This is a genomic window from Actinoplanes regularis, assembly GCF_900188005.1.
Lineage (GTDB): Bacteria > Actinomycetota > Actinomycetes > Mycobacteriales > Micromonosporaceae > Actinoplanes > Actinoplanes regularis.
Map to the genome: position 1 here is coordinate 239,298 of NZ_FZNR01000010.1, position 24,602 is coordinate 263,899.

Annotated in this window: 23 protein-coding genes; 18 read left to right on the forward strand and 5 right to left on the reverse strand. The window is 70.7% G+C overall.

The features are described from left to right. Genes CHC09_RS25850 through CHC09_RS25865 form a run of 4 tightly spaced genes read right to left on the reverse strand, consistent with a single transcriptional unit; the run spans position 1 to position 4,492 of the window. A complete protein-coding gene (locus CHC09_RS25850) occupies positions 1 to 1,377 on the reverse strand; it encodes a pectinesterase family protein (protein WP_089295770.1) in 1,377 nt (458 codons plus the stop codon). Positions 1,378 to 1,420: 43 nt separating this feature from the next. After that, positions 1,421 to 2,281 (reverse strand): carbohydrate ABC transporter permease, encoded by an 861-nt coding sequence (locus tag CHC09_RS25855; protein WP_179277285.1) that lies wholly within the window; start codon positions 2,279 to 2,281, stop codon positions 1,421 to 1,423. Positions 2,282 to 2,291: 10 nt separating this feature from the next. Then, positions 2,292 to 3,173: a carbohydrate ABC transporter permease gene (locus CHC09_RS25860; RefSeq protein ID WP_089295772.1), complete on the reverse strand. Its 882-nt coding sequence runs from the start codon at positions 3,171 to 3,173 to the stop codon at positions 2,292 to 2,294. Further along, a complete protein-coding gene (locus CHC09_RS25865; RefSeq protein WP_203833196.1) occupies positions 3,170 to 4,492 on the reverse strand; it encodes an ABC transporter substrate-binding protein in 1,323 nt (440 codons plus the stop codon). Before CHC09_RS25865 ends, CHC09_RS25860 begins: the two co-directional genes overlap by 4 nt. 154 nt (positions 4,493 to 4,646) lie before the next feature. Here CHC09_RS25865 and CHC09_RS25870 point away from each other — a divergent pair, with 154 nt between their 5' ends. From CHC09_RS25870 to CHC09_RS25880, 3 genes are all read left to right on the forward strand, one after another. Then, positions 4,647 to 5,492, forward strand: a complete 846-nt coding sequence (locus tag CHC09_RS25870) for a DUF6807 domain-containing protein (protein WP_089295773.1) — start codon at positions 4,647 to 4,649, stop codon at positions 5,490 to 5,492. Between the two features lie 73 nt (positions 5,493 to 5,565). Then, positions 5,566 to 7,068 carry a glycoside hydrolase family 43 protein gene (locus CHC09_RS25875; RefSeq protein WP_089295774.1) on the forward strand — a complete coding sequence of 501 codons (1,503 nt, stop codon included), beginning with the start codon at positions 5,566 to 5,568 and terminating at the stop codon, positions 7,066 to 7,068. A 53-nt stretch (positions 7,069 to 7,121) separates the two neighbouring features. Then, the gene (locus tag CHC09_RS25880) at positions 7,122 to 7,961 is read left to right on the forward strand and encodes a DUF6807 domain-containing protein (protein ID WP_089295775.1); all 840 of its coding nucleotides are present in this window, start codon (positions 7,122 to 7,124) and stop codon (positions 7,959 to 7,961) included. Here CHC09_RS25880 and CHC09_RS25885 read toward each other — a convergent pair. Continuing rightward, a complete protein-coding gene (locus CHC09_RS25885) occupies positions 7,958 to 8,614 on the reverse strand; it encodes an RNA-guided endonuclease InsQ/TnpB family protein (RefSeq protein ID WP_203833195.1) in 657 nt (218 codons plus the stop codon). The two genes, CHC09_RS25880 and CHC09_RS25885, sit on opposite strands and share 4 nt — an antisense overlap. Before the next feature lie 162 nt (positions 8,615 to 8,776). Between CHC09_RS25885 and CHC09_RS25890 the strand changes: the two genes are divergently transcribed. The 15 genes from CHC09_RS25890 to CHC09_RS25955 all read left to right on the forward strand — a co-directional run bounded on the left by CHC09_RS25890 (position 8,777) and on the right by CHC09_RS25955 (position 24,602). Further along, positions 8,777 to 9,994, forward strand: coding sequence for an ROK family transcriptional regulator (locus CHC09_RS25890; RefSeq protein WP_089295776.1), 1,218 nt, complete (start codon positions 8,777 to 8,779; stop codon positions 9,992 to 9,994). A gap of 320 nt (positions 9,995 to 10,314) precedes the next feature. After that, positions 10,315 to 11,217, forward strand: a complete 903-nt coding sequence (locus CHC09_RS25895; RefSeq protein WP_089295777.1) for a hypothetical protein — start codon at positions 10,315 to 10,317, stop codon at positions 11,215 to 11,217. 263 nt (positions 11,218 to 11,480) lie between these two features. Continuing rightward, a complete protein-coding gene (locus CHC09_RS25900; RefSeq protein WP_089295778.1) occupies positions 11,481 to 12,143 on the forward strand; it encodes a LuxR C-terminal-related transcriptional regulator in 663 nt (220 codons plus the stop codon). 186 nt (positions 12,144 to 12,329) lie between these two features. After that, positions 12,330 to 14,255: an ATP-binding protein gene (locus tag CHC09_RS25905; RefSeq protein ID WP_143232545.1), complete on the forward strand. Its 1,926-nt coding sequence runs from the start codon at positions 12,330 to 12,332 to the stop codon at positions 14,253 to 14,255. Then, positions 14,252 to 17,173, forward strand: a complete 2,922-nt coding sequence (locus tag CHC09_RS25910) for an eCIS core domain-containing protein (protein ID WP_089295780.1) — start codon at positions 14,252 to 14,254, stop codon at positions 17,171 to 17,173. Before CHC09_RS25905 ends, CHC09_RS25910 begins: the two co-directional genes overlap by 4 nt. Further along, complete coding sequence (locus CHC09_RS25915) at positions 17,170 to 18,078, forward strand: Pvc16 family protein (protein ID WP_089295781.1); 909 nt, start codon at positions 17,170 to 17,172, stop codon at positions 18,076 to 18,078. Before CHC09_RS25910 ends, CHC09_RS25915 begins: the two co-directional genes overlap by 4 nt. A gap of 24 nt (positions 18,079 to 18,102) precedes the next feature. Further along, positions 18,103 to 20,097 (forward strand): phage tail sheath subtilisin-like domain-containing protein, encoded by a 1,995-nt coding sequence (locus CHC09_RS25920; protein WP_089295782.1) that lies wholly within the window; start codon positions 18,103 to 18,105, stop codon positions 20,095 to 20,097. Positions 20,098 to 20,137: 40 nt separating this feature from the next. Beyond that, entirely contained in the window at positions 20,138 to 20,581 is a 444-nt protein-coding gene (locus CHC09_RS25925; protein ID WP_089295783.1) for a phage tail protein, read from the forward strand. Positions 20,582 to 20,606: 25 nt separating this feature from the next. Then, positions 20,607 to 20,966 carry a hypothetical protein gene (locus tag CHC09_RS25930; RefSeq protein ID WP_203833194.1) on the forward strand — a complete coding sequence of 120 codons (360 nt, stop codon included), beginning with the start codon at positions 20,607 to 20,609 and terminating at the stop codon, positions 20,964 to 20,966. An 8-nt stretch (positions 20,967 to 20,974) separates the two neighbouring features. Continuing rightward, entirely contained in the window at positions 20,975 to 21,109 is a 135-nt protein-coding gene (locus CHC09_RS48495; RefSeq protein ID WP_275407890.1) for a DUF6760 family protein, read from the forward strand. Between the two features lie 6 nt (positions 21,110 to 21,115). After that, a complete protein-coding gene (locus CHC09_RS25935; protein WP_089295785.1) occupies positions 21,116 to 21,730 on the forward strand; it encodes a hypothetical protein in 615 nt (204 codons plus the stop codon). After that, positions 21,727 to 22,425, forward strand: a complete 699-nt coding sequence (locus CHC09_RS25940; RefSeq protein ID WP_089295861.1) for a CIS tube protein — start codon at positions 21,727 to 21,729, stop codon at positions 22,423 to 22,425. Before CHC09_RS25935 ends, CHC09_RS25940 begins: the two co-directional genes overlap by 4 nt. Next, positions 22,422 to 23,648 carry a phage late control D family protein gene (locus CHC09_RS25945; RefSeq protein ID WP_089295786.1) on the forward strand — a complete coding sequence of 409 codons (1,227 nt, stop codon included), beginning with the start codon at positions 22,422 to 22,424 and terminating at the stop codon, positions 23,646 to 23,648. Before CHC09_RS25940 ends, CHC09_RS25945 begins: the two co-directional genes overlap by 4 nt. A 9-nt stretch (positions 23,649 to 23,657) precedes the next feature. Beyond that, positions 23,658 to 24,314, forward strand: a complete 657-nt coding sequence (locus CHC09_RS25950) for a phage baseplate assembly protein V (protein ID WP_089295787.1) — start codon at positions 23,658 to 23,660, stop codon at positions 24,312 to 24,314. 9 nt (positions 24,315 to 24,323) lie between these two features. Continuing rightward, positions 24,324 to 24,602, forward strand: coding sequence for a PAAR domain-containing protein (locus tag CHC09_RS25955; protein WP_089295788.1), 279 nt, complete (start codon positions 24,324 to 24,326; stop codon positions 24,600 to 24,602).

Here is a 24,602-nt window from a genome sequence, read left to right on the forward strand (position 1 = left end):
TCATCCCACCGGGTTCCAGTTGTCCGAGCCCGCCAGATACTTCTGCGGGGTGTAGCTGGCCGCCTGCGAGTCCGCGAGCTGCGGACGGTTGCTGTTGGTGGTCGCGCCCGATCCGGAGTTCTTGTACTCCAGGAAGCGGGCGTTCTTCCACGAGTTCGACGACATGTCGATCCACGGCTGGGCGGTGGCGATGGTCGCGCTCAGGCTCGACTCACGGAACAGCACCTGGGCGGCGGCGCCCCACGGCCGCCCCAGCTGGGTGGTGTTGCCGGTGGCGCCGGTGATCGTGCACTTGTAGAAGAGGAATCCGTACGTGCTGGCCGCGTCGGTCTTGGCGGCGGTGATCGGACCGCCGGTGCTGCGCTTCTCGTAGATCGAGGAGTTGTTGAAGACCGCGGTGCCGCCGCCGAAGATGAAGTCGACGGTCCCCTCGACGTACGAGTTCTTGACGTACGTCCGGTAGTTGTTGACCAGCAGGGTGTCCTGGGCACCGAGGAAGCGGACGTTGTCGAAGATCGACCGGTCGCCGTTGAGGTTCGCCGCGACCGCCTGGCTGCCCTCGCCGTAGTCGTTGGAGAGGGTCAGGTTCGTCGCGGCGAAGTCGGCGCCGTTGACGAAGACGGTGGCGCTGCCCGAGGTGCCGTACCCACCGGCCGAGCTGTGGTTGTTGACGATCACCGTCTGGGCGGCCGTGGAGCCGAGGCCCTGCAGGGTGATGTACGGCTTGTTGGACGGGATGGTGACGATCTCCCGGTAGGTGCCGGGCGCGATGGTGATGGTCCGGCGGGAGGTGTTGTTCGCCGGCACCGCGTCGATCGCCGCCTGGACGGTGGTGTACTGGCCACTGCCGTCGGCGGCCACGGTCGCTGAGACAGTGCTCGCGAACGCCCACTGCTTGTTGGTGTTGGCGGTGCAGGTCTCCTGGATGATCGCGGTCCCGGACGACGTGGACGCGTTCTGATCACTGAGGCACAGGCCGCTGTTGACGTTGATCACCTGATAGGTGCCGCTGCCACTGGCGGTCAGCCGCCACTGCTGATTCGCCTGACTCGACACACACGTGTACTGCTGGACCTGAACCCCGGAGACCGTGGAGAAGCCCGGCACGTCCACACACTTACCGCTGTTCACATTCTTGATCAGATAGTTCGAACCGGACGCGACCAGCGTGAACTGCTGCCACGTCGAATTCGCCGTACAACCCCACTGCTGCAACAACACACTGTTGGCCGTGGAAGCACCCGGCACGTCCAGACACAGACCGGACTTGGTGACCTTGAGCTGATAGGCGACGCCGGTGGAGGGAGCGGCGGACGCCGGGGACGGTATGCCGAGGACGGCAGCCGCCGCGAGAGCGAGCGCGGCGAATCTTCGCATGGGGATGGGTCCTTTCCTCGTACGGGGGATCGGGAGGCTCCGATTACCTCAGTCCGGTGGTGGCGATGCCCTTCACCAGGTGCTTCTGGCCGGCGATGAAGAAGCCGATGACCGGGGCGAGGGAGACGAAGGACATCGCGAACATCTCGCCCCACTGGCTCTGGCCCTCGGAGTCCATGAACTGCCGCAGGGCGAGGGGGACGGTGTAGAGCCGTGGGTCGGTGAGGTACAGCAGGGGTGCGAAGAACTCGTTCCACACCGAGATGAAGGTGAAGATGGCGGTGGTCGCGAACGCCGGCCGGCAGAGCGGCATGATCACCTTCCAGAAGGTCCGGAACGGGCCGCAGCCGTCGATCCGGGCGGCGTCGTCCAGTTCGGTCGGCAGGGATCGCATGAACTGGACCATCAGGAAGATGTAGAAGCCGTTGGTGGCCAGGAAGTGCGGGACCAGCAGCGGGTAGTAGGTGTTGAGCCAGCCGAGCTTGTCGAACAGGACGTACTGCGGGACGACCAGGACGTGGCCGGGCAGCATCATGGTGCCGAGCATCATCGCGAAGAAGAGCTTGCGGCCGGCGAAGCGCAGCCGGGCGAAGGCGAACGCCGCGAGGGAGCAGGAGAACAGGTTGCCGACGATGCTCAGGGTGACGATGATCAACGAGTTGACCAGGTAGACCTCGAACGGTTCGCTGAGCGAGGTCCAGCCGCGCGGATAGTTGCCCAGGTCCCAGGCGGCCGGCCAGAGCGACTCGTCGGTGAAGACGGTGATGCTCGGCTTGACGGAGCTGGAGATCATCCAGAGCAACGGATACATCATGACCAGGCCGATCAGGCAGAGCAGCAGGTGCCGCCCGAAGCGTGGCCGTCTCGCCGGTGGCGCCTGCCCCCGGACGACGGTGAACGTCATCCTGGCCTCGTCAGTTGTCATAGAAGACCCACCAGCGCGCGGCGAGGAAGTTGATCGCGGTGAAGCCGGCGATGACCGTCAGCAACAGCCAGGCCATCGACGAGGCGTAGCCCATGTCGAATTCGGCGAAGCCCTTCTGGTACAGGTACAGGTTGTAGAAGAGCGTCGACTGACCCGGCCCGCCACTGCCGTTGCTGATCACGTACCCCTGGGTGAAGGTCTGGAACGAGGCGATCAGTGACTGCACCAGGTTGAAGAAGATGATCGGGCTCAGCAGCGGCAGGGTGATCGAACGGAACCGCCGCCACGACGAGGCGCCGTCCACCGCCGCCGCCTCGTGGTACATGGCCGGGATCTGCCGCAGCCCGGCCAGGAAGATCACCATGGGTGAGCCGAAGGTCCAGACGTGCAGCAGGATCAGGGTGCTCAGGGCGTAGCGGGGGTCGCTGGCCCAGCCCGGGCCCTGGACGCCGAACCAGGCCAGGAAGCCGTTGACGACGCCGTTGTAGCCGAAGATGTAGCGCCAGAGCATGACGATGGCGACGCTGCCGGCCAGCAGCGACGGCAGGTAGTAGACGCTGCGGTAGATGGCCAGGCCGCGGACGCCGCGGTCGAGGACCATGGCCACGGCGAGCGCGACGGCCAGGGACAGCGGCACCGAGACCAGCGTGTAGATCAGCGTGACCCGCAGCGACTGGTGCAGGGTGGCGTCGCCGAGCATCGTCCGGAAGTTGGCCAGGCCGGCCCAGCGCGGCGGGGTGAGCAGGTCGTAGTCGGTGAAGGCCAGGTACAGCGACGCGAAGAACGGGACGATCATGAAGAGCGTTCCGCCGAACCAGGGCAGCAGGAAGAGGTAGCCGGCCCGGTCCTGCCGCCGAACCGCCACGGTCATGTCGTGATCGCCTTGCGCGCCTCGGTGATGAACTGCTGTCCGGCGTCGGCCGGGCTGGTCCGGCCGAACTCGACCTCGGTGCTGATGACCTTGAGGATGTTGGTGAGCTTGCTGGCGCCGACCGGGTACGGGTACGACGGCGGTAGCTGCTCGCCCTGCAGCTTCGTCAGGAACTCCGCGGAACGCCGGCTGTCCGGGTCCAGCGCCGGCGCGGTCTGCTCGGCGAGCGTCCGGTTCGGCGGCACACCCCGGGTGGCGCCCGCGACCTTCGCCGCCTCGGCGTCGTTGATCAGGAAGTTGAGCAGGGCCAGGGTCTCCTGCGGATGCCTGGCCTTCGCCGCGATCGACCACAGCGCGGGGGTGTCGACGGACTGCCCGCGCCGCTTGGCCTGGGATTCGCCGGGGATGCGCAGCAGGGCCAGGCCACCGCCGCACGCCTGGTTGTAGCCGAGCAGGTTGTTGGTGGGGATGATCTGCGAGGCGATCGACTTCTTGGCCAGGTACGACTGCGCGGGCGAGGAGCCGTTGTTCTGGTCGATGAACCCGGCCGGCGGCAGGCCACCCCGGGCGCGCAGGTCCACGGTGAGCTGGAACCAGGCGGTCACGGTGGCCGCGGTGGCGCCCAGCCGGCCGTCGGCGGTGAAGAAGTCCTCGCCGCGCTGGCGGGCGAAGACCAGGAGATTGGCGACCGTCCAGGGTTCGAAGTTGGAGCCGTACACCTTGCCACGGCTGGCCTTGGTGATCTGCTCGGCGAAGGCGGCGTACTCGTCCCAGCTCCACCTGTCGCCGTCGGGCACGGCGACGCCGTACCTGTCGGTGAGGGTCTTGTCGACTACGAAGCCGATGGTGTTCAGCCCGGACGGCACCCCGTAGCTCTTCTCCCCGACCTGGCCGAGGGCCTTGGCCTGCGGGGTGAGCCCGGACAGGTCCAGACGGCCGGCGTGCGCGCTCAGGTCCAGCAGGGTGCCGCGGTCGGTGTACTCGCGCAGGCTGTCGAAGCGCATCGCCATCAGGTCGGGCGGGTCTCCGGCGGCGAAGCGGGCGGCGAGCTTGTCCTTGTACGGGCTGCTGTCCTGGTATTCGGTGCGCACCCGGACGCCCGGGTTGGCGGTCTGGAACAGATCGAGGGACTTCTGGGTCAGCTCGGCGCGTTGCGCGTCACCCCACCAGACCATGTTGATCTCGATCTTGCCGGAGTCGCCGCCCCCGCCGCCGAACCCGCGCCCGCAGGCGGGCAGCGCGGCGGTCAGCCCGGCCAGGCCGGCCAACTTGAACATCTGACGCCGGCCGAGTCCGGCAGCACTGTCGAGATGGTTCACGGTCGATCCCTCCGAGCGGCTCGCAGATTTGTTTCAGTGTTTTATCTATCGAGTTGCATCCATGTCAACCACTCGTCTAGCTCGGCTTTCGCATCACCTGCGAATTTGTTACAGAGGTTGACGTAACTGGCACGGCGTCGATAACTTGCCGCTCATGCCGAACGTCCAGGCGCACGACCTGCGCTGCGCGGGCCGTGTCGTCGCCCGCTACGTCTGGGACCCGCAGCTACCCGCGACCGTCTCCCCCCGGCCCTACCTGCACCCGGTCACCACGCTCGCCGGGACGACCGTCACCGGCTTCATGCCCGCCGACCACCTGCACCACCTCGGCGTGAGCATCGCCGTACCGGTCCTCAACGAGGCAAACTTCTGGGGCGGGCGCACCTACGTCACCGGGCACGGGCCGACCCACCTGGACAACCACGGACGTCAGCAGCACGACCGCTGGCTGCACCGCTCCGGCGACCGGGTGGAGCAGGAACTCCGCTGGACCGGACACGACGGCGTCCCCCTGGCCCGGGAACGGCGGACCCTGACCGTCCACCAGCTCACCGACCACGCGTGGATGCTGCGCGTGGAGTTCGCGCTCAGCAGCGCCACCGGCACGCCGCTCACCATCGACAGCCCGGCCCTGCGCGGACGGGCCGGAGCCGGCTACGGCGGGTTCTTCTGGCGCGCCCCGGCCGGTCCGGAACCGGTCCACGCGTTCGGGCAGCGTGCCGGCGGTGACGTGCACGGCAGCCGCGACCCGTGGATCGTGCTCAGCGGCGGGCGGCCCGGCCGTACCGCCTGGACCCTGCTGTTCCTGGCCAGCAGCCCGGAGGCGGACCCCTGGTTCGTGCGGTCCGACGACTATGCCGGGGTCTGCTCGGCGATCGCCTGGGACCGGCGGCTGGTCGTCGCGGCCGGCGAGGTGTTCACCCGCCGGCTGCGGGTCGTCATCGCCGACGGGCCACCCGACCCCGCCACCATCGCGGCGGCCGCGGAGGCGTGGTCATGAGCGAGCTTGCGAGCGAATCGGCAAGCTCAGTTGTCGGCTCATGCCGACGCCGGAGCGAAGCGGAGGTGGCGTCATGAGCGAGGTTTGGGTCGCTGACAACGGGGACGGCACCTATCGCAACCCGGTGCTGTACGCCGACTGGTCCGATCCGGACATCATCCGGGTCGGCGACGACTTCTACCTCACCGCCTCCAGCTTCAACCGCGTGCCCGGCCTGCCCCTGCTGCACTCCACCGACCTGGTCAACTGGCGGATCATCGGGCACGCGCTGCACCGGCTCCCGGCCGGACACGCCACCCCGCGACCCGGATGCGGGGTCTGGGCGCCCGCGCTGCGGTTCCACGCCGGACGGTTCTGGATCTGTTACCCGGACCCGGATCACGGCATCTTCCTGACCACCGCCGACGACCCGGCCGGCCCGTGGAGCGAGCCGCGACTGATCCTTCCCGGCCGAGGGCTGATCGACCCCTGCCCGCTGTGGGACGACGACGGCCGGGCCTATCTGGTGCACGCCTGGGCACGCAGCCGGTGCGGCTTCAACAACCGGCTGACCGCGTACCCGATGGAATCCGATCTCACCGGGCCCACCGGACCGGGGGTTCTGGTCGTCGACGGTGACGCCATCCCCGGCTGCCGCACCCTCGAAGGACCCAAGTGGTACCGGCGCGACGGCTGGTACTGGCTCTTCGCCCCGGCCGGTGGTGTCGCCACCGGCTGGCAGTACGCCCTGCGCTCCCGCCGGGTGTTCGGCCCCTACGAACCCCGGGTGGTGCTCGCCCAGGCCGGCACCGACGTCAACGGCCCGCACCAGGGCGCCTGGGTGGACACCCCGGCCGGCACGGACTGGTTCGCGCACTTCCAGGATCTCGGCGCGCACGGGCGCGTCGTCCACCTGCAGCCGATGCGCTGGACCGCCGACGGCTGGCCGGAGATCGGCGACCACGGTGCCCCGGTCGCCACCCACCGCAAACCGGCACCCGGCCCGGCCGACCCGGTCGCCCCCGCGACCGGCGACACCTTCGAGGACGGCCGGCCCGGTCCGCAGTGGAGCTGGCCGGCCAACCCCGGGCCCGGCCAGGTGCTGCCGCATCCCGGCGCCGGGCTGCGGCTGGCCTGCCGGCCGGGCGGCGACGACCTGCGCCGACTGCCGAACGTACTCGGCCAGCGGCTGCCCGGCCCCCGGCTGCGCGCCGAGACCGGGTTACGGCTCGACGCCCCTGCCGGAGCGCGCGCCGGGCTGACCGTGCACGGCCGGACGTACGCCTGGATCGGCCTGGTCAACCGGCCCGGCGGCACCTATCTGACCTGCCGCTTCGCCGAAGCCGAAGGCGAGGCGGAACAGGATGCGGCGGACCCGGTCGCGGTCCCGGCGGGCGCAGGGGTGCGGCTCGCCGTGACCGTGACCGAACCGGCGGTGGTCCGGTTCGCCGCGGAGATCGGCGGTGAACGGTGGGAGTGCGGCCCACCGTTCACCGCCACCCCGGGCGCCTGGATCGGCGCCACCCTCGGCCTCTTCGCCACCGGGCCCGGCGGCCACGCGGACTTCGACCGCTTCGTCGTCCGTCCCCACCGCTGAGCACGCAGATGACTATCCTGCTCAGGAATCGCCCGACCCGCCCGGAGGCACCCGTGACCGGTGACGCCACAGCAGTCCTGCGTCTCGCCGACCGGGCCGTCGCCGAGTACGCGTGGCGCCCGGACCTGCCCGTCGCGCTGTCACCCCGGCCGTACCTGCATCCGGTCCGGACCCTCGCCGGCACCACCGTCACCGAGCTGATGCCGGACTCGCACCGCCACCACCTCGGCGTCAGCGTCGCGGTCGCCGAGGTCGACGGGGCGAACTTCTGGGGTGGCCGCACCTTCATCCCCGGACACGGGCCCGCCTGGCTCGACAACCAGGGCACCCAGGAGCACGTCCGCTGGGTACGGCGGGCCGACACCCAGCTGCGCCACACCCTGCGCTGGACGTCGATCGACGGCCGGCCGCTGCTGACCGAACGCCGCGACCTGTCCTGCCGGCTCGCCGGGCCGGACGCCTGGGCGCTGAGCTACGGCTTCACCCTCACCAACGCCACCGACAGACAGCTGCCGATCCGCAGTCCGGCCGCCCACGGCCGCACCGGCGCGGGCTACGGCGGCTTCTTCTGGCGCGCCCCGGCCGGGGACCACCGGATCACCTGCCCGGACGGCACCGGCGTCGAAGCCGTCCACGGCCGGCGCGCACCCTGGCTGTCGGTCACCGGTGACGGCTGGACCCTGCTCTTCATCGCCGCGAACCCGGAGACCCGCGACGACCCGTGGTTCGTCCGGACCCGCGACTACCTGGGCATCGGATCCGCGCTCACCTGGGAGCAGCCGCTGCTGCTCGCCCCCGGCGCGACGCTGACCCGGCGGGTCGTCACCGTGATCGCCGACGGTGCGGTGGACGTCGATCAGGCCGCCGCGTACACCGCCGAACTGGCCTCTTAACGGCTCCCCACGGATGAATCCAGGGGATTCCCAGCTCGGACCGCACCCGATCCACCGTCCCGGAGGGAGGCGATCGAATGTCTGATGTCGTCGGCACTGGCACGGTCTCGTTCTGCCGTGGCGAGGATCGTCCTCGCGGCGTTGACGTCGCGGCCGGCGCTGTAGCCGCAGGCCGCGCAGTCAAAGATGCGGATACCCAGGCCGAGGCGGCGGTTGGCTCTCGCGCCGCACTCGGAACAGGTCATCGTGGTGTAGGCGGGCGGCACCAGCACCACCTTCCGGCCCGCCCGCGTACCCCGATAGATCAGCTCTCGTTTGCACGCCCCGATCGCCGCATCCGCCGCCTTACCGGCCATCCGGGACCTGGCCAGGAACTTCGGCTTGAAATCCTCCACCGCGATCAGATGATGCGCATCAACCACATGAGCGGCCCACTCGCGGGCATCGTGGGTGTTCTGCCGGGCCGCTTTCTTCTCGATCCGAGCCGCCTGCCGCTTCGCCCGCAGGTAGCCCTTCGACGGCACGGCGCCTTTCGGGCGCCGGCGGCGGGCCATCCTGCGCTGGGCTTTCGCCCGTTCGGCCGCGCAGCGCTTCCGGTAACCGAGGTGCGGCAGGTCAAATGCGGTGTCGGTGGTGGAGGCAGTGGTCTTCACGCCCCAGACTGCCGTGCCAAGAGTTTCCGCACATCAGGCCCCGAGGCGATCACGGCAGACGCCCATCCGCCCTGACGGCGGATCGGCTATTCCCTGACCTGCTACGCAAGGCTCCGTTTCCTCCCCGCGGCTGAGGCCGGGGGGTTCCACGGAAGGAAATCGATGACCCGCCCGGTGCATCGGGTCGCGCCCACCACGGACACCGCGATCCGGCAGGACGGGCTACGCGCCCACAACCTGATCCTGACCTTCCAGCAGATCGTCGGCGCCCGGCAGGCGCCGATCTCCCGCAGCGAGCTCGCGACCGGGACCGGCCTGGCCCGGCCGACCATCTCCCGGATCGTCGACGAGCTGCTGGCCGCGGGCCTGATCGTGGAGGCCGGGCCGGCCCGCTCCGGCAGCAGCGGACGCCCCCGGGTCGGGCTGAGCCTGGCCCGCACCGGACCGGCCGGGCTCGGCCTGGACCTCCGCGCCGGCGCGCTTTCGGCGTGCGTGGTCGACCTCGCCGGCGCCGTACGCCATCTGGACTTCGCCGCCCACGCCGGCCGCGAGGTGCCGCCCGGTGAGACCCTGGCGAGTCTCGCGGCCCTGGCCGGGAAGGCGGTACGGGCCGCGGCCGCCGACGGTCTCACCGTGGTCGGCACGACCTTCGCGGCGCCCGGCCCGGTCCAGGACGACTCGCTGGTACGGTTCGCACCCGCGCTCGGCTGGCGTGACGTCGACGCGGGGGCGACGCTCAGCGCCCTGACCGGCTCGACCGTGGTGGTCGGCAACGACGCCGCGCTGGCGACCCTCGGCGAGCTGTACGCCGGCTCGGCCGAGCTGCGCGACTTCGTCTGCGTGAGCGGCGAGTTCGACATCGGCGCCGGCGTCGTGCTCGCCGGCGGCCCGCTGCACGGCACCCGGGGCCACCTCGGCCATGTGATGGTCGACGGCGACGGCCCGCCGTGCGCCTGCGGGGCGACCGGCTGTCTCCAGGGCTACGCGGGACTGCGCGAGATCCTCGCCGCGGCCGGAGCCGACGACCCGGCGGTGGCACCGGCGGTGGCGATCGACGCGCTGGTCTCCGCCGGGTCCCCGGCGATCCTGGCCGCACTCGACCGGGCCGCGACCGCGCTCGGGGTGGCGGTGTCCGCGCTGCTCAACCTCGTCGAGGTGGACACGGTTCTGCTCGGCGGCGGCTATTCGCTGCTCGCTTCGTGGCTGATCGAGGGCGTCGAGCGGGAGATCTCGCAGCGGGTGCTCAGCGCCCGCTGGTCGCCGGTGCAGGTACGGCCCGCACCGCTGGGGCCGGACGCCGCCGTGATCGGCGCCGCCCTGAACTCGATCGATCAGGTCCGCCGCGACCCGAACCGCTGGCTCGCCCACACCCGCCCGTGACCCCGCCGCCGCAGTGGCCGACCGCGCGGTCCGCGTCGACGCCCGCGTCGCGTCCGGAAACCCGGCTGGCATCCAGAGTCCTATCAGCACCGCCGATCGGGCTCTGACGTCCAGCCGCGCCGTACCTGTTGGGTTCGCCGACGCCGAGCGTGCGTCCGGCGTCACCGTCGAGAGCGACGACGCCACCGGCGTCGGCGCTGACTCGCCGCGGCGCCCGCTTGTTCCTTCGATCCCGGGTCGCGACGGCCTTGGTCGGGTGTCTGACACGGACCTTGTCAGCCGCCCGCCAGGAGATCAGCCTGGGATGTCGGGAGGCGCATATGGCAACCGCTCGGGAAAAGGTCTCCGGGTCGTCTCCATCCCCGCTGGACGCTCTTGAACGCCGGGTCGCCGCCCTGGAGCGCGACCGAGAGCTGCTGATGGAGCGCTACGCGCGGCAGTTGGAGCTCGACAACGAGCAGCTTCGTGCGCTGCTGGGCGGCGCCCCCGACCTCGCCTCGGCCCCAGGGACGTCCACCGACGCGGTTCCCTCCATCGGGCCCGCATCCGATCCGGCCACGGCCGCTCCCGCCTCGGCGGCGGCGATGCTCGCGCACACCCTGGGTCTCGTCGAGGACCAGGTGGACGACGTGGAACGTCTTGCCGCCGCGGGTGAGAGTGCCTCCGCCGTCGATACAGCGCTGCTGGTCACCCGTCGATCAGCGGCAGCACTCCGAGCCTCGGTGGCGGACGCCGAGTTGCGGGAGAACCTCGTCACGTCGATGACCCCGCCCGACTCGCCGCTGCCACCACCTCCCGGGCTTCACAATTTCACCGTCCCTGTCGGCGGCAACCGGACCGTCCCGTTTCGGGTCGCCGAGATCGCGGTCCTGCAGCTGGCTGGGCTGCGTCGGTCGTTGGCCGAGAAGCATGTCGACGCCGCCATCGCCGAGTACGAAAGGGTCGGGGCAGCTCGAGCCGCCGTCGACCTGCACCAGGTCCTGGACCGGATCGAGGCTGTGCAACGCGCGATCGCCCACGCCGAGACGGTGCTCCCCTTCGTGATAAATCAGCCTCCGCAACGCCTCAGGTGGCGCAAGCTGGTGACGTTCGGCCTGGGTGGGACACTCATCGTCGCCGCGAATGCCGGCGCCGCCGTGGTCATCGGGCCGGTCGCCGCAGCGGTCTCGGCCGCGGTCGGGTCGGCGGCGATCGGGGCTGCTGCCGCACCGCTCGTCATGTAGCCCCAACCGGGCCGCCAGGCTCAGAAATCGGTCAAATCAAGGACAGAACAGTGTGGCGGGAGAACCGCTTACGGTCCACTGACCGTTGCCGCAAGGCAGCGGTAACGGGAATTGCCGCGGCGCGCCGGTCCGTCTCCCGGGGACGCGATGAGCTCGACACCGACCGGCCTGTCACCCTCATCTACCAATGGTGGTCGCTGACGGCCAGCCAGCCCAGAGGGTAAGACTGGCAGACGCACTCAATATCAGTACGGACGGCCGCCGTGATCGATCTTGTCCTCATCGCACCGGTGCGCGCATACCGCGATGCGCTCGCCGCCATGATCACGGCCGAGATCGGGTTGCATCTGCTGACTCACGCGTCGTCCAGCGACGAGGCCCTGGCCCGGGTGAGCCCGCGCATCCCGGCAGTCGCCCTGCTGGACATGGGTGACGCGCAGGCGCTGGGCGGGCTCATCGCACTACAACGGTCCGCGCCGTCCACCCGCCTGATCGGGATCGGTGTGGGTACGGGACCGGACCAGGCCGAGGTCCTGGTCCGGGCGGCCGAGTCCGGCGTCTCCGGATTCGTGGACGCCGATCAGCCGCTGGGCGACGTGGTCGGCGCGATCCATCTGGCCGTGCGCGGCCAGTCGTCGTGCAGCCCCCGCATCGCCGCGCTCCTGCTCCGGGCCCTCCAGCGACGGTCGGTGCCTCCGCAACTGCCCGCTCCCCCCACCGCGGACGGCAGCCCGGGGCTGACGCCGCGCGAACGGGTGGTCGCCGAGCTCGCGGCCCTCGGCATGACCAACCGGCAGATCGCGAGCCGCCTGGTGCTGGGCGAGGCGACGGTCAAGTCGCACATCCACTCGGTCCTGCGCAAACTCGGGGTCGCGCGGCGCGATCAGATCCTGCTCGGCGTCGAGGACCTCCACCGGTTGAGATGAGGTGGAGGCGGCACCTCCACCGCGGTTCTCCACCCTCCTTCCACCCGCCGCGGCCGATGCCGGGTCAGACGGCCGGGCAACACAATCGGCTCCATGGGATCGACGCGTGGGCCTGCTCCGGGTGGATCCGCGTCGTCCGCCGCTCGCGCCGCAGGTAACTCCCACGGGCGCCAGAAGCAGATCGATGTGGAACCGCTGTCGCGCTGGTGCGGGCGCGTCCTGGAGCGGGCCATCGACGGCGTACGACCGACCGCGACGACTGCACCCCCGCTCTCCGCCGACCTTCGGAAACCGTTGCGTAAGAGTGGTTTCGACGCCTTCGACGAGACGGTCATCGCGCTCGCGATGGCGCCCGACCTCGATCCCGTCCTGGCCGTCGCCACATCCGCCCTGACCGCCGGCGCGAACGGCCCCGGACCCCAGCACCCGACCCTCGCCTTGATCGCGGATCTGACCGGCGCCACCGGTCCGGCACGGGCGACCGCGGCCGCGCGGCTGAGCCCCGGCGGGCCGCTGGCCCGGGTCGGCCTGATCCACATCGTGCCGGACCCGGCTACCCGGGTGGCGGGCGATCCGCCCCGCGGACCCTCGATGCTGGCCACCTGCGTGGCCAGCACGGCCCTGCTGCGCTGGGCCTTCGGGGTGTTCCGGCTCGATCCGGCACTGTTCCCTCTGGTACGCGACGACCTGCTGGCCCCCGAGCGCCCGCCGGACCCGGACGCCGCCGCGGCGCTGCTCGCCGTATTGCGCCTGCCGGCGCCATCGTTGACCTCGCTCGAGGCGGACCGGGCCACGGACGCGCTGAGCACCGCCCTGGTCGCCGTCGCCCGCAGTCGCCGGCCGGCGCTGGTGGTCAGTGCGGACGCGCTGATGGCGCCGGCGTCAGCCCAGCGCGTGGCGGCCGAGGCGCTGCTCCGGCAGGCGGTGCTGATCGTCACCGGCGAGGCCGACCTGGTCCCGCCCGCGCACTGGGAGCCGTTCGCTACGGCTGTGGTCGCGGGACAACATCCGGTGCTTCCCGAGGACCCGGACCGGACCGTGCGGTCGCTGCTGGTGCGCGGCTGGTCCACCGCCTCGGCGGGTGGGCACCTGGTCGACGTGCTGCGTACCCGTGGCCTGCTGGTCGCGCCGGCCGAAGCCAAGCGGCTGGAGCGCTGGTCCCACCTGCCCGCCGAGGACGTCGGCCGGCTCGCGGCGACGCTCGCGGCCCGCGCGGCCGGGCGTGAGGATGACGAGCCGTCCGCCCGCCGGGTGACCTCCGAGGACGTGACCTCGGTCGCGGTCGGCGTGGTAGGCCGCGACCTGACCCGCCTGGCCTCGCCCCTGCGCACATCGCGTGACTGGGACCGGATCGCCCTGCCGCCGGCCCTGCGCACGGAACTGGCGGAGTTCGTGGATCAGGCGGCGCAGCGTTCGTCCCTGCTGACCGAGGCCGGATTCGGCGAACTGCCGGGCCAGCCGCACGGCATCACCGCGGTGTTCGCCGGCCCCAGTGGCTCGGGGAAGACGTTCGCCGCGCGGCTCGTGGCCGGAGACCTCGGCCTGCCGCTGTACCGGGTCGACCTCGCCCGGGTGGTGTCGAAGTACATCGGCGAGACCGAGCAGAACCTGGACGCGGTGTTCGCGGCCGCCGAGGAGTCCGACGCGATCCTCCTGTTCGACGAGGCCGAATCGCTGTTCGGCAAGCGCAGCGAGGTGCAGGACGCCCGCGACCGGTACGCCAACCTGGAGATCGCCTTCCTGTTGCAGCGGATGGAGGACTACGAGGGCGTCGCCATCCTCTCCACCAACCTGCTGGGCCATCTCGACGGCGCGTTCGCCCGCAGGCTGTCCTTCTGCCTGCACTTCCCGTTCCCCGAGCAGGAGCAGCGTGCCGAGATCTGGCGGGCGGTGTGGCCCCCGCAGATCACCCTCGCGGACGACGTCGATCTCGATCGGCTCGCGGCGTTGCACCCCCTCTCGGGTGGGCACATCCGCAATGTCGCGCTGGCCGCGGCCAGCCTCGCGAGGGCGGCCGGGCACGATGTGGACGCCGGGTGCATCCGGCGAGGGCTGGACCGGGAGTACGCCAAACTCGGCGTCGCCCCGGACCGCATCGGGGTGGCCTCGTGACCCCGGCGGCACCGGGCCCGCTTCTGCTGGACCCGCTGCGCCACGAGGGCCGGGGCCTCGACGCGCGGGCGCGCATCGACATGGAACGCTCCCTGGGCGCACCGTTCGGCGACGTCGTCGTGCACACCGGCGCGGCCAGCGCGGCGGCGGCCGACCAGGCCCACGCGGCAGCCTTCACGTTCGGCCGGCACGTCGTGTTCGGTCCGCACGCCTACGACCCCGGATCGGTCCGTGGCCGGATGCTGCTGGCGCACGAACTGGCTCACGTGGTGCAGCAACGCCGCGGCGGCGGCATCGAGGCGGCCGAGAGCCTGCCGGCCGAGTCGCTGTCGCGCTCCCGGTCCACCGGCGCGGGCGGCACCCACGAACACGCGGCCGGCGTGACCGCGGCCCAGGCCGCGCTGGGCATGTCCGCGCCGGTGGCGGGCGCCGCTCCGGCGGGGGTGGCTCGCGAGGACAAGGACAGCGAGCTCAGCTGGCGGGACAGGCTCTGGACGAAGGCCAAGCGGGAGCTCCGCGAGAAGTCGCTCATGACGTTGGGCGCGGTCGAAGGGCTCGCGCTCGAGGCCGGGCAGATCGTGGACACCGTCGCCTGGGTGGAGTCCAAGAAGGTGGACCTCGTCGACGACGCCATCGACTGGGCGGGCCAGAGGACCGGCGTCTCGGAGGAGACCCGCACGCTGATCAAGCAGTTCAACGAACCGGGCTTCAAGGCGATGCGCGAGGCGGCCAAGAAGGCCGGGATGGTCGATCCGCAGACCGGTGCGCCGATAGTCTCGGAAAAGCTGACCCAACTGGCGGACCGCGGCGAGAAGGCGATCAACGACACCTTCGGCGGTCCGGAGGATCCCGACAGCTTCTTCACCTCGCGCGAGGCGGCCCAACTCGTGACAGCGCTCGGGTCGCAGGTCGCTCTGGCGCTCGTCGGCGTCGAAGAAGTCCAGCTCCTGCTCAAGGTGGTGTCCGCAGCGGGTGTGATCAAGGCGGTCTCCGACGCGGTCGAACACAATCCCACCGGCTTCGCCACCGACCGACGCTTCTGGACCGCCGTGGCCAACGGCGTCCTGCATTTTGCCGGGCTCGCCTCCGCGTCCGCCGGCAAGAAGATCGTGACGCTGGTCATCGACGTGATCGGCGTGACCCTGTCCACCGGCTCGGAGATCGCCCAGTTGCGGGAGGACTGGGCGCTGCCGGCCGGCGAGGAACGCACCAAGAGACTCCGCAAGGACGTGCTCGGCCTGGTCAAGGCGGTCATCTCCGCCATCCGTCAAGCCCTCACCCACCACCAGACCCTGAAGAAGACGGCCGGCGGCGGTGTGCAGGACGAATCGGCGCCGGCCAACCATCGAAACACCGGCCAGGAGACGAAGTCCGGCCCACCCGAACCGACGTCGTCGACTTCCTCCACGACGCCTCCGACACCCGGCGCCACCTCAACCGCCGGGGGCGCGCAGACAACGACGACATCGGGTACGGGCTCCACCGTGGTGTGGGGCGACTCGACAACCACGTCATCGACTCGGCCCCAGACCCAGCGCAAGACCCAGCCGGCGACGCCGAAGTCGGAGCAGGAGCCGACCGGAACTCCGGTCTCGCAGCACAAGGAAGCGGTGGATCTCGCACTCGAGGGTGAGTGGAAATCCATGGGAGCTCTGCTCACCGGAGGAAAGCGCGCGGTCGAGGGCGAAGAGCCGCTCCCGACGACACCACCGAAACAGGCTCCCGACACCGAGGGCGCCGGGACCACCCCCTCCCCGAAACTCGCGACCAAGCCGGCGCCGGCCAGCGCACCGGAGACTCCGGCACCGACCACGACGCCGACGACCAGTACGTCGACACCAACGCCGAAGCAGCTCGCATCAGCGAAGAAGGCGGCCGCCGCGCGAACGAATGCGGCACAGGCCCAACGCGCCCTGGCGGAGCAGGAACATGCCGATGCAGCGAAGTCGCTCCTCGATGCGGAGTGGGCGGCACGTAAAGCTCGCAAGACAGCGGACGCTGCGCAACAGGCCCACACCGACGCTCCGAAGGGGCAGCAACCAGCTGCCCGGAAACAGGCCGAAGCAGCCAAGAACGAGCTTGAGGCCGCCTATAAGACCGTGGCCGGGGCGCGCAACCGCGCGGCACAGAGCCATCAGGATCTCGTCCGTGCCCGCGGCAACGTGCGCGAGGCTCAAGACGCGGCTCGCAGAATCGGCCGCCCGCCGAAGGCGCCTGCCGGGCCCGCCCCTCAAAAGCACCCCAACGCGAAGAACAACCTTCCTCCGCCGTGGGACCACGCCGCGAACCCCTATGGCCCGAATCGACGCTGGAAGCCGGGCGACCCGGTGGACATGCCGAGCCCTTCGGGCGCTTATCCCCGATGGGACACCATCCGGACACGGGTCTGGAGGTCCGTGGCGACCGAGGAGCTGGCGGACCGGCAGGCCGGCCGATCCGTGAAAACCCGGAAGCCCGGGATCGACCCCGCCCGCGAGTTGAGCGACGCTCAACTCAAACAGGTGGTCAAGACGGGAAAGATGCCCAAGAGGGTCGAGGCCGAGATCGAGCACGATCCCATTCCCCAGCGGGTCGGACGGATGCTCGAGGACGTGGGAGTCGGCCGGGACACCGCACGGCGGCTCTCGGGTCTCGGCGATTCCAACAACCTGCTTCCAACGAACAAGAACTTCCATGCGATCAACGACGCAGTCGCGCGCCTCATCAATCCTTCGCGCAACAAGTCCCTGAAGGTCTCATTGGACGACCGGCTCGAGAATCCTCTCGCCAGTGCACGCCCGGCCGAAGTGGCGGCCATCGTTGAGAGCCTCAAGGGACCGGGCGTGAATCTGAACACCCCGTCGGGTGAGCGGTTGCGATCCGCTCTGCGGGACTACAAGTTCCGCAACCGCGCGGCAGCGCCCTGGGAGGTCCCGTGATCGACAGATTGGACCTCGTTTTGCGGCAGGTGTTGCTGTCGGGGGTTCCCGTTCCGGCAACGCAGCTGAGTTTTCAGCCTCCCAACCAGGACTGGCAGCAGCGGGTGGCCGGCGGGGTCGGGCTGTGGCTGAGCTGCGCGCTGGTCGATCTGCGCGAGGACCGGCACCGGCGTACCACCGAGAGCCGCATCGAACCGGACACCCTGCGCCGCATCCGCGCGCCCTTCCGGATGCGCTGCCACTACCTGATCAGTGCCTGGAACAGCGCGAAGGACGGCACCGGGACCAACGGCGCTCAGATCGACGCCACCGGCGCCGAACACGCGCTGCTCGGCAGCGCGGTGAGCACGCTGCTCGACAACGCGCCGCTGACCCCGGCCGAGATCCTGGTGCCGGTCGACCTGGCCACCCTGCCGGAGTCCTGGCGCGAGGCCTCGTTCGACACCGAGGTGCTTCCGCCCGAAGGATTTCCGAAGCTGGCCGAGTTCTGGGGCAACCAGGGACGGACCGCCGGCTGGCGGCCGTCGGTGTGGCTGGCGGTCACGGTCCCGGTCACGCCGTCGCCGATCCAGCTCGGCGGGATCGTGACCCACATCGTCACCGGCCTCGGCACCGAGACCTTCGGCGAGACCCTCATCGACCTGGGCGGGCTCGTGCTGGACGCGACCGGGGCCCATGCCGCCGCCCCGGTGCCGCTGATGGGTGCGCTGGTCACCGTCACCAACCCCGCCGGCCAGCTCTGCGCGCGCGACATCTCCACGGCCGACGGGCACTTCGTGCTCTCCGGCCTCCGGCCCGGCGACTACCGGATCTCGGCCCGGTCCGCCTCCCATGCCCCGCTGGCACCAGCGCCGGTCACCGTCCCGTTGGCCGCACCCGGGCCGCTGGAACTCCAGTTCACCTGAAGCGGCAGCGAAAGGAACCCAGTCATGGCGATCCAGGTCTCCTACCCCGGCGTCTACATCGAGGAGTACACCCCGGCCGCTCCGATCGAGGGTGTCTCCACCAGCATCGCCGCGTTCATCGGCATCGCTGCGAGCGGGCCGATGAACACCGCCACGCTGGTGACCAGCCTCGATGCCTTCACTGAGACCTTCGGCGGGCCGCGGGACGATCCGACCCCGTACTACCTGCCGCTGGCCGTCGAGGGCTTCTTCCGCAACGGCGGCACCACCGCCTTCATCACCCGGGTCGGCACGGCGGTGGCCGCCTCGGCGACGCTGATCACGCGGGACGGCGCCAACACCCCGTTGGCGCGGGTCGTCGCGGTCAAGGACGGACCGGCGGGTGAGGGCGGGACGGTGACCGTGACGGACACCAGTTCGCTGGAGACGGCACTCACCGCCGCGGGCGCGGGGACCACCGTTCCGGTGCACCGGTTCGCCACCGCGAACACCGGCGCGACGCTGGACGCCACCCGCCGCGTGGTCACTCTGGTCACCGCCGCGGACGCCGACGAGTTCGCGCCCGGTGACCGCGTCGTCCTGGTCAAGGGCGGTACGACCAGCGCGGCCGTCAGCGTCGCATCGACCGGCCCGGGGACGGTGCGCCTGGCCGCCGATGTCTCCGGGAACAACGCCTTCCAAGGCGCGTCACTGCGGACGGCGCCGCTCGACACGAGCGGCACCGTGCTCCGGTTCGACGTCCCCGCCGCGATCAGCCTGCAGGCGCACGTCAAGCCGGGCTCGACCGTGCGGATCAACGACGGCACGTACACCAACTGGCGGACGGCGACCGCGGTCGGCGCCGACAGCGTCACCCTGGACCAGCCGCTCGCCGACGCGTTCGACATCGCCCAGACCACCCTGACCACCGCCGAGTTCGACCTCGGGATCACCGATCCGGTCACCAACGTCACGCGGAACTACACCGGTCTGTCGGTCCGGCCCAGTCATCCGCGGTGGTGGGGCACCGTGGTGCAGGACCCCTACGCACGGATCGCGCTCGAACCGACGGTCGCGGTGACCGGCGACCCCCGGCCCACCACCTCCACCGTTCTTCCCCGGCCGCCAGCCAGTGTCACCGGAGCCACCGCCGACAACCCCGCAGCCTCGTGGGCGAAGGTCGCCTCGGACATCACCACCCACCTTCGGGTGCTGGAGCCGATCGACGAGATCAGCATCGTCGCCGTACCCGGACTGACCGACATCACCGCCCAGCGAGCCGTGATCGAGCACTGCGAGCGGATGTTCGACCGGTTCGCGATCCTGGACGCCGGACCGGGCATCGACCTGGTGACGGTGAAGGCGCAGCGCTCGAGCCTGACCGGCAACCTGGACAAGGGCTTCGCCGCGCTCTACTACCCGTGGATCACCATCCAGGACCCGGCCCGCGGCGGGATCGTCGTCCCGCAACCGCCGTCGGGTCACGTGGCCGGCATCTACGCCAAGACCGACAACAGCCAAGGTGTGCACAAGGCGCCCGCGAACGTCGGGATCGCGGGAGCGGTGTCGCTGGAGCGCAGGCTGACCGACGCCGATCAGGGGTTCATCAACCTGGACGGGGTCAACGCCCTGAGGATCCTTCCCGGCCGGGGCATCCCGGTGGTGTGGGGCGCGCGGACCACCGCGAACGACCGCAACTGGCAGTACATCAACATTCGCCGGCTGTTCCTCTATCTGGAGGAGTCCATCCAGGAGGGCATCGCCGGCGCCGTCTTCCAACCCAACGACCGCGCTCTCTGGCAGAAGCTGAACCGCACCATCACCGAGTTCCTCACCCGTACCTGGCGGGACGGCGCGCTCTTCGGCGCGACCGCGAAAGAGGCCTTCTTCGTACGCATCGACGAGGCGCTGAATCCGCCGTCCACCCGCAAGCTCGGCCGGCTCACCATCGAGATCGGCGTCCAGCCGGTGTATCCGGCCGAGTTCATCGTCGTCCGGATCGGCATCTGGGACGGCGGCACGGAGGTCTCCGAGTCCTGAGCCCCGCCGCCGCTGTCACCGCAGCAGAAGGGATTTCGTCATGACCGGCCCGGTCGACCCGTACGTCAACTTCAACTATCTGGTCGAGATCGATGGCATCGCCCGTGGCGCGTTCCACGAGGTCAACGGGCTCGACTCGACCATCGATGTGATCGAGCACCGGGAGGGCGGCGCCAACACCACGCCGTACAAGCTCCCGGGGCAGACCAAGTACGCGAACATCGTTCTCCGCTGGGGAATGACGATCGACAACCAGCTGTGGTTGTGGCACAAGTCCGCTGTGGACGGGGCGGCCGACGGCCGGCTCGACCGGCGCAACGGCTCGGTCGTGCTGCTCGATCGCCGGGGGCAGGAGGTGGCCCGGTGGAATTTCGTCCGCGCCTGGCCCAGCAAGTACACGGCGCCGTCGCTGTCGGCCGAGGCATCGGACGTCGCCATCGAGAGCGTCGAGCTCGTCCACGAGGGATTGGACCGGGTGAGCTGAGATGCAGGTCGAGCATGATTTCCGCTTGCCGGTCGGCCTTCTCGGCGACGACGGCGCACTGCACCGCGAGGGCACGATGCGGATGGCGACCGCCGCCGACGAGATCCTCCCGCTGCAGGACCCGCGGGTGGCACGCAACCAGGCCTACCTGACGGTGATCCTGCTGAGTCGGGTGATCGTCCGGCTCGACGGGGTGGAGCCGGTGACGCCTCGCACCATCGAGTCGCTGTTCGCCGCCGACCTGGCGTACCTGCAGAACCTCTACAACCGGATCAACACGGTGGACGACGGCGAACCGGAGATGGTCTGCCCGTCCTGCGGGGAGGCGGTCAGCCCGGGCCATGACCGCCTGGGGGAATCCGTGGCTATCCGATCGCTCAGCTGAGGAGCGAGATGGCATTCCTGGCGTACCACCTGCACTGGCCACTCACCGAGCTGATGGAACTGCCGCACCGGGAGCGGCGGTCGTGGGTGGCCGAGGTGTCGGCGATCAACACCACCCTGAACCAGGCCGCGCAGAGGAGCTGAGACGACGTGATCGGCAGCAACTTCCGCCGCCCGGTGGCGATGGTTCTGCGGGAACCGATCCGGCCGGTGACCCATCACCACTGGGACGCGCGCCGCTCGCTGAACCTGCATTGGGACATCCGGGCCGTCGCCGCCGTACACCGGCGTCTCACGACCCTGCCGCCGGCGGCGCGGCACCCGGCCGCGACGGTGTCCCAGGCAGGCGCCTCCGTTCCGTCCCCTCCGCAGCGGCTTCCGGCGCTGGTGCAGCGGGCCACCGTCCAGCACAGCCACCACCAGCACAGCCATCACCAGCCCTCCGCGCCGGCCGGGGCCGTGCCGTTCACCGGGCCACCCCGGCCGGACCGTGCTCCGGTTCCGGTCCCCAGCCGCCGTCCGGCCGTCGTACCCCAGGTCCACCACCAACCCTCGCCGCCCGGCAGCGCCGCCGGACCGGCAGGCCGGTCCGAATCCGCGCCGGCCATCCATTGGCGTGACCGCCCCGGCCCGCCCGAGCCCGCCGACCGGCGCCTGCCTGCCGCCCTCACCGCTCAGGACATGCCGGTCATGGTGGACCGGGTGGTCCGCGAGATCGACCGCCGGCTGGTCGCCGCCCGAGAGCGCCGGGGGTGGGCCGGATGAGCGGCCTGGAACGGGCGAGCCTGGTCAACACGGTGACCGGCGTCGCCGTCCACGTGCAGTTCAATCCCGAGGAGTACACGCTCAACCGGGAGACGACCTTCAGCCAGCTCGCGGTGCCCGGGCTGTCGGCGCCCATCGTGCAGTTCGCACACGGCAATGCACAGACCATCGACCTGGAACTGCTGGTGGACACGACCGAGGCCAGCTCGGCCGGCCCCGCCGGGAGCGACGTACGCCGGCTGGTCGAGCAGATCACCGCGCTGATGGTGATCGATCCCGGCCTGCACGCACCGCCGCCGGTCATCTTCACCTGGGGCGAACGGTTCACGTTCACCTGTGTGCTGACCCGGATCAGCCAGCGCTACATCCACTTCCGCCCGGACGGCACCCCGGTTCGGGCGCGGCTGTCGGTCGGTCTCAGCGAGTACAGCAACCCCGAGCTCGAGGCGAAGCGGATCAAGCGGCAGACCGCCGACTACACCAAGGTCCACCTGGTGACCGAGGGAGAGACCCTGCCCGGCATCGCCTTCCGGGAGTACGCGGACGCGACCGCCTGGCGCCCGATCGCCCGGCGCAACGGCATCACCGATCCCCGGATCCTGGCGCCCGGCGTGGTCCTGTCCATCCCGCGGCTGCCCTACACGGATCCGGACGGCGTCGTGCACACCGCCCGCCCGGCCCGGGAGGCATCATGACCGTCGCACCCGCCTACGCGCCGGAGATCCGGCTGCTGCTCGCCGGCAGGCCGGTGCCCGCGGCTCTCCGCGCGTCGCTGACCTCGGTCTCCGCCACCTGCGGTTTCGGCGACGCGGACCGGCTCGAACTCAGCCTGGCCAACGAGGCCCTGCGCTGGCTCGACCACGACCTGCTGCGCCTGGACACCCCCGCCGAGCTCTGGCTCGGATACAACCCCGGCCCGCCCGAGCGGGTCTTCGCCGGGGACGTGATCGGCAGCCAGGCGGACTTCCCCGGTTCCGGCCTGCCCACCCTCAGCGTGTCGGCCCAGGACCGGCGGACGCGGCTGGCCGCGGCATCGCCCTCCCGCTGGTTCGGAGTGTCCATCCCGCACTTCGGCGTGGCGCCTATCCCGGACCAGTTGGTCGCCTCGACGCTCGCCCTCGAGCACGGGATGCTGCCGGTCGTCGACCCGCTCGGATCGATCCTGGCCGCGGCGCTGGGCGCGGCGGAGGCGGCGGCGTCGGTGAACGATCCGGCCTTGCGGCAGCGCATCGTGCGCAAGCAGGCGGGCGTCACGTCCCTCGACTTCCTCAAGCAGATCGCCGCCGAGAACGCCTGGGAGATCGCCATCGATCACGCCGCCGGCCCGGGCGGCCTGATGCTGTCGCTGATGTCGCCCGGCGCCCACCTCGCCCCGGACCGGACGCTCCGCTACGGGGCGTCCCTGATGGAGTTCTCGCCCCGGCTCAGCACGGTGGGCCAGATCGCGAAGGTGACCGCGCGGGTCTGGATCCCGTCGATCCGGCTGGAGCTGACGATCAGCGTGGGCTACGACTGGGACCGGCAGAGCCTGGACGTCGACGTGTCACCGGGGTTCGGCATGCGCGGCGGCACCAAGGAGACGGAGGTGATGCTGGTCGACGAGCCGCTGTCCCCGGCCACGGCGCCGCGCGTGGTGCTCGGCAAGCTGCTGCCCCGGCTGAACCGGCGGATGACCGCCACCGGGTCCTGCGTGGGGGACGCCGCCGTCCGGGCCGGCCACGTGCTGCGGATCGAGGGGGTGGGCGAGACCTACGGCGGTCTCTGGCGGGTCACGTCGGTGACCCACACCGTGGACGCCGGCGGCTGGCGCACGTCGTTCGAGGCACGCAAGGAAATCTGGTTCGACTCGATCCCGCTGCCGGCGCAGGGCGCCGCCCGGATCCAGGGCGGGCTGCTGTCGCTGCCCGCCGGGCTGTGAGGAGGCACCATGGGCCTGTTCGATCTCTTCACCGAGGCTCCGCCCGATCAGGCGCAGGCCAACGGCCGGCGGCTCGGCATCGTGCGTGCCGAGGTCACCGACAACGTCGATCTGACCCATCAGGGCCGGGTCAAGCTGACCTTCCCCACCATCCCGGACATCGAGCCGTGGGCCGCCGTCTGCGCGCCTTTCGCGGGCGACGGGTACGGCCTCTGGTGCATCCCCCAGGTCGGCGACATCGTCATCGTCGCCTTCGAGAGCGGCGACCTGAACTGGCCGGTGGTCATCGGCAGCGTGTGGGACCTGCACAACAGGCCGCCGGTCGACCTGCCCTCCGACGCGGGCGACAAGCGGGTGCTGAAGACGCCCAAGGGCCATGAACTGGTGTTCGACGACCTGACCATGGAGATCACCCTGACCCACCTGTCCGGCCACAAGATCACCTTGTCGCAGGACAGCGTGACGATCGAGCTGGCACAGAGCGCCGCCGCACTCGAGCTCGCCCAGCCCGGCACGGTGACCCTGAAGGCGGGCACGTCGGCCGAGGTCAGCTCCAAGAAAACCACGGTCAAGGGCGATACCACGCTCGACCTCTCCGGTGCCGCCGCCAGCCTCCAGGCGGATGCCACCTGCCAGATCAAGGGCAACCTGGTCACCATCAACTAGGGAGCGCACATGCCGCCCGCAGCAAGGGTTTCCGACACCACCGGGCACCCGGGGAGCATCACCGGACCCGGGGTCTCCACGGTACTGATCGGCGGGATGCCCGCCGCCGTGATGGGTGACATGCACGCGTGCGCGTTCCCGCCGCCGGCCGCGCATCCGCCGTCCCCGTTCACCAAGGGCAGCGCGACCGTGCTGATCGGCGGCCGGCCCGCCGTGCGGATGGGCGACATGGCCGGCTGCGGGGCGCCCGTGGTGACCGGCGCGGTCACCGTCGTGGTGGGTGGCTGA

Coding starts and splice junctions, on each gene's coding strand:
- CHC09_RS25895 (WP_089295777.1), top strand. CDS start 10,315: ATGGCAACCGCTCGGGAAAAGGTCTCCGGGTCGTCTCCATCCCCGCTG.
- CHC09_RS25950 (WP_089295787.1), top strand. CDS start 23,658: ATGGGCCTGTTCGATCTCTTCACCGAGGCTCCGCCCGATCAGGCGCAG.
- CHC09_RS25870 (WP_089295773.1), top strand. CDS start 4,647: ATGCCGAACGTCCAGGCGCACGACCTGCGCTGCGCGGGCCGTGTCGTC.
- CHC09_RS25860 (WP_089295772.1), bottom strand. CDS start 3,173: ATGACCGTGGCGGTTCGGCGGCAGGACCGGGCCGGCTACCTCTTCCTG.
- CHC09_RS25920 (WP_089295782.1), top strand. CDS start 18,103: ATGGCGATCCAGGTCTCCTACCCCGGCGTCTACATCGAGGAGTACACC.
- CHC09_RS25855 (WP_179277285.1), bottom strand. CDS start 2,281: ATGACGTTCACCGTCGTCCGGGGGCAGGCGCCACCGGCGAGACGGCCA.
- CHC09_RS25850 (WP_089295770.1), bottom strand. CDS start 1,377: ATGCGAAGATTCGCCGCGCTCGCTCTCGCGGCGGCTGCCGTCCTCGGC.
- CHC09_RS25940 (WP_089295861.1), top strand. CDS start 21,727: ATGAGCGGCCTGGAACGGGCGAGCCTGGTCAACACGGTGACCGGCGTC.
- CHC09_RS25945 (WP_089295786.1), top strand. CDS start 22,422: ATGACCGTCGCACCCGCCTACGCGCCGGAGATCCGGCTGCTGCTCGCC.
- CHC09_RS48495 (WP_275407890.1), top strand. CDS start 20,975: ATGGCATTCCTGGCGTACCACCTGCACTGGCCACTCACCGAGCTGATG.
- CHC09_RS25890 (WP_089295776.1), top strand. CDS start 8,777: ATGACCCGCCCGGTGCATCGGGTCGCGCCCACCACGGACACCGCGATC.
- CHC09_RS25955 (WP_089295788.1), top strand. CDS start 24,324: ATGCCGCCCGCAGCAAGGGTTTCCGACACCACCGGGCACCCGGGGAGC.
- CHC09_RS25925 (WP_089295783.1), top strand. CDS start 20,138: ATGACCGGCCCGGTCGACCCGTACGTCAACTTCAACTATCTGGTCGAG.
- CHC09_RS25875 (WP_089295774.1), top strand. CDS start 5,566: ATGAGCGAGGTTTGGGTCGCTGACAACGGGGACGGCACCTATCGCAAC.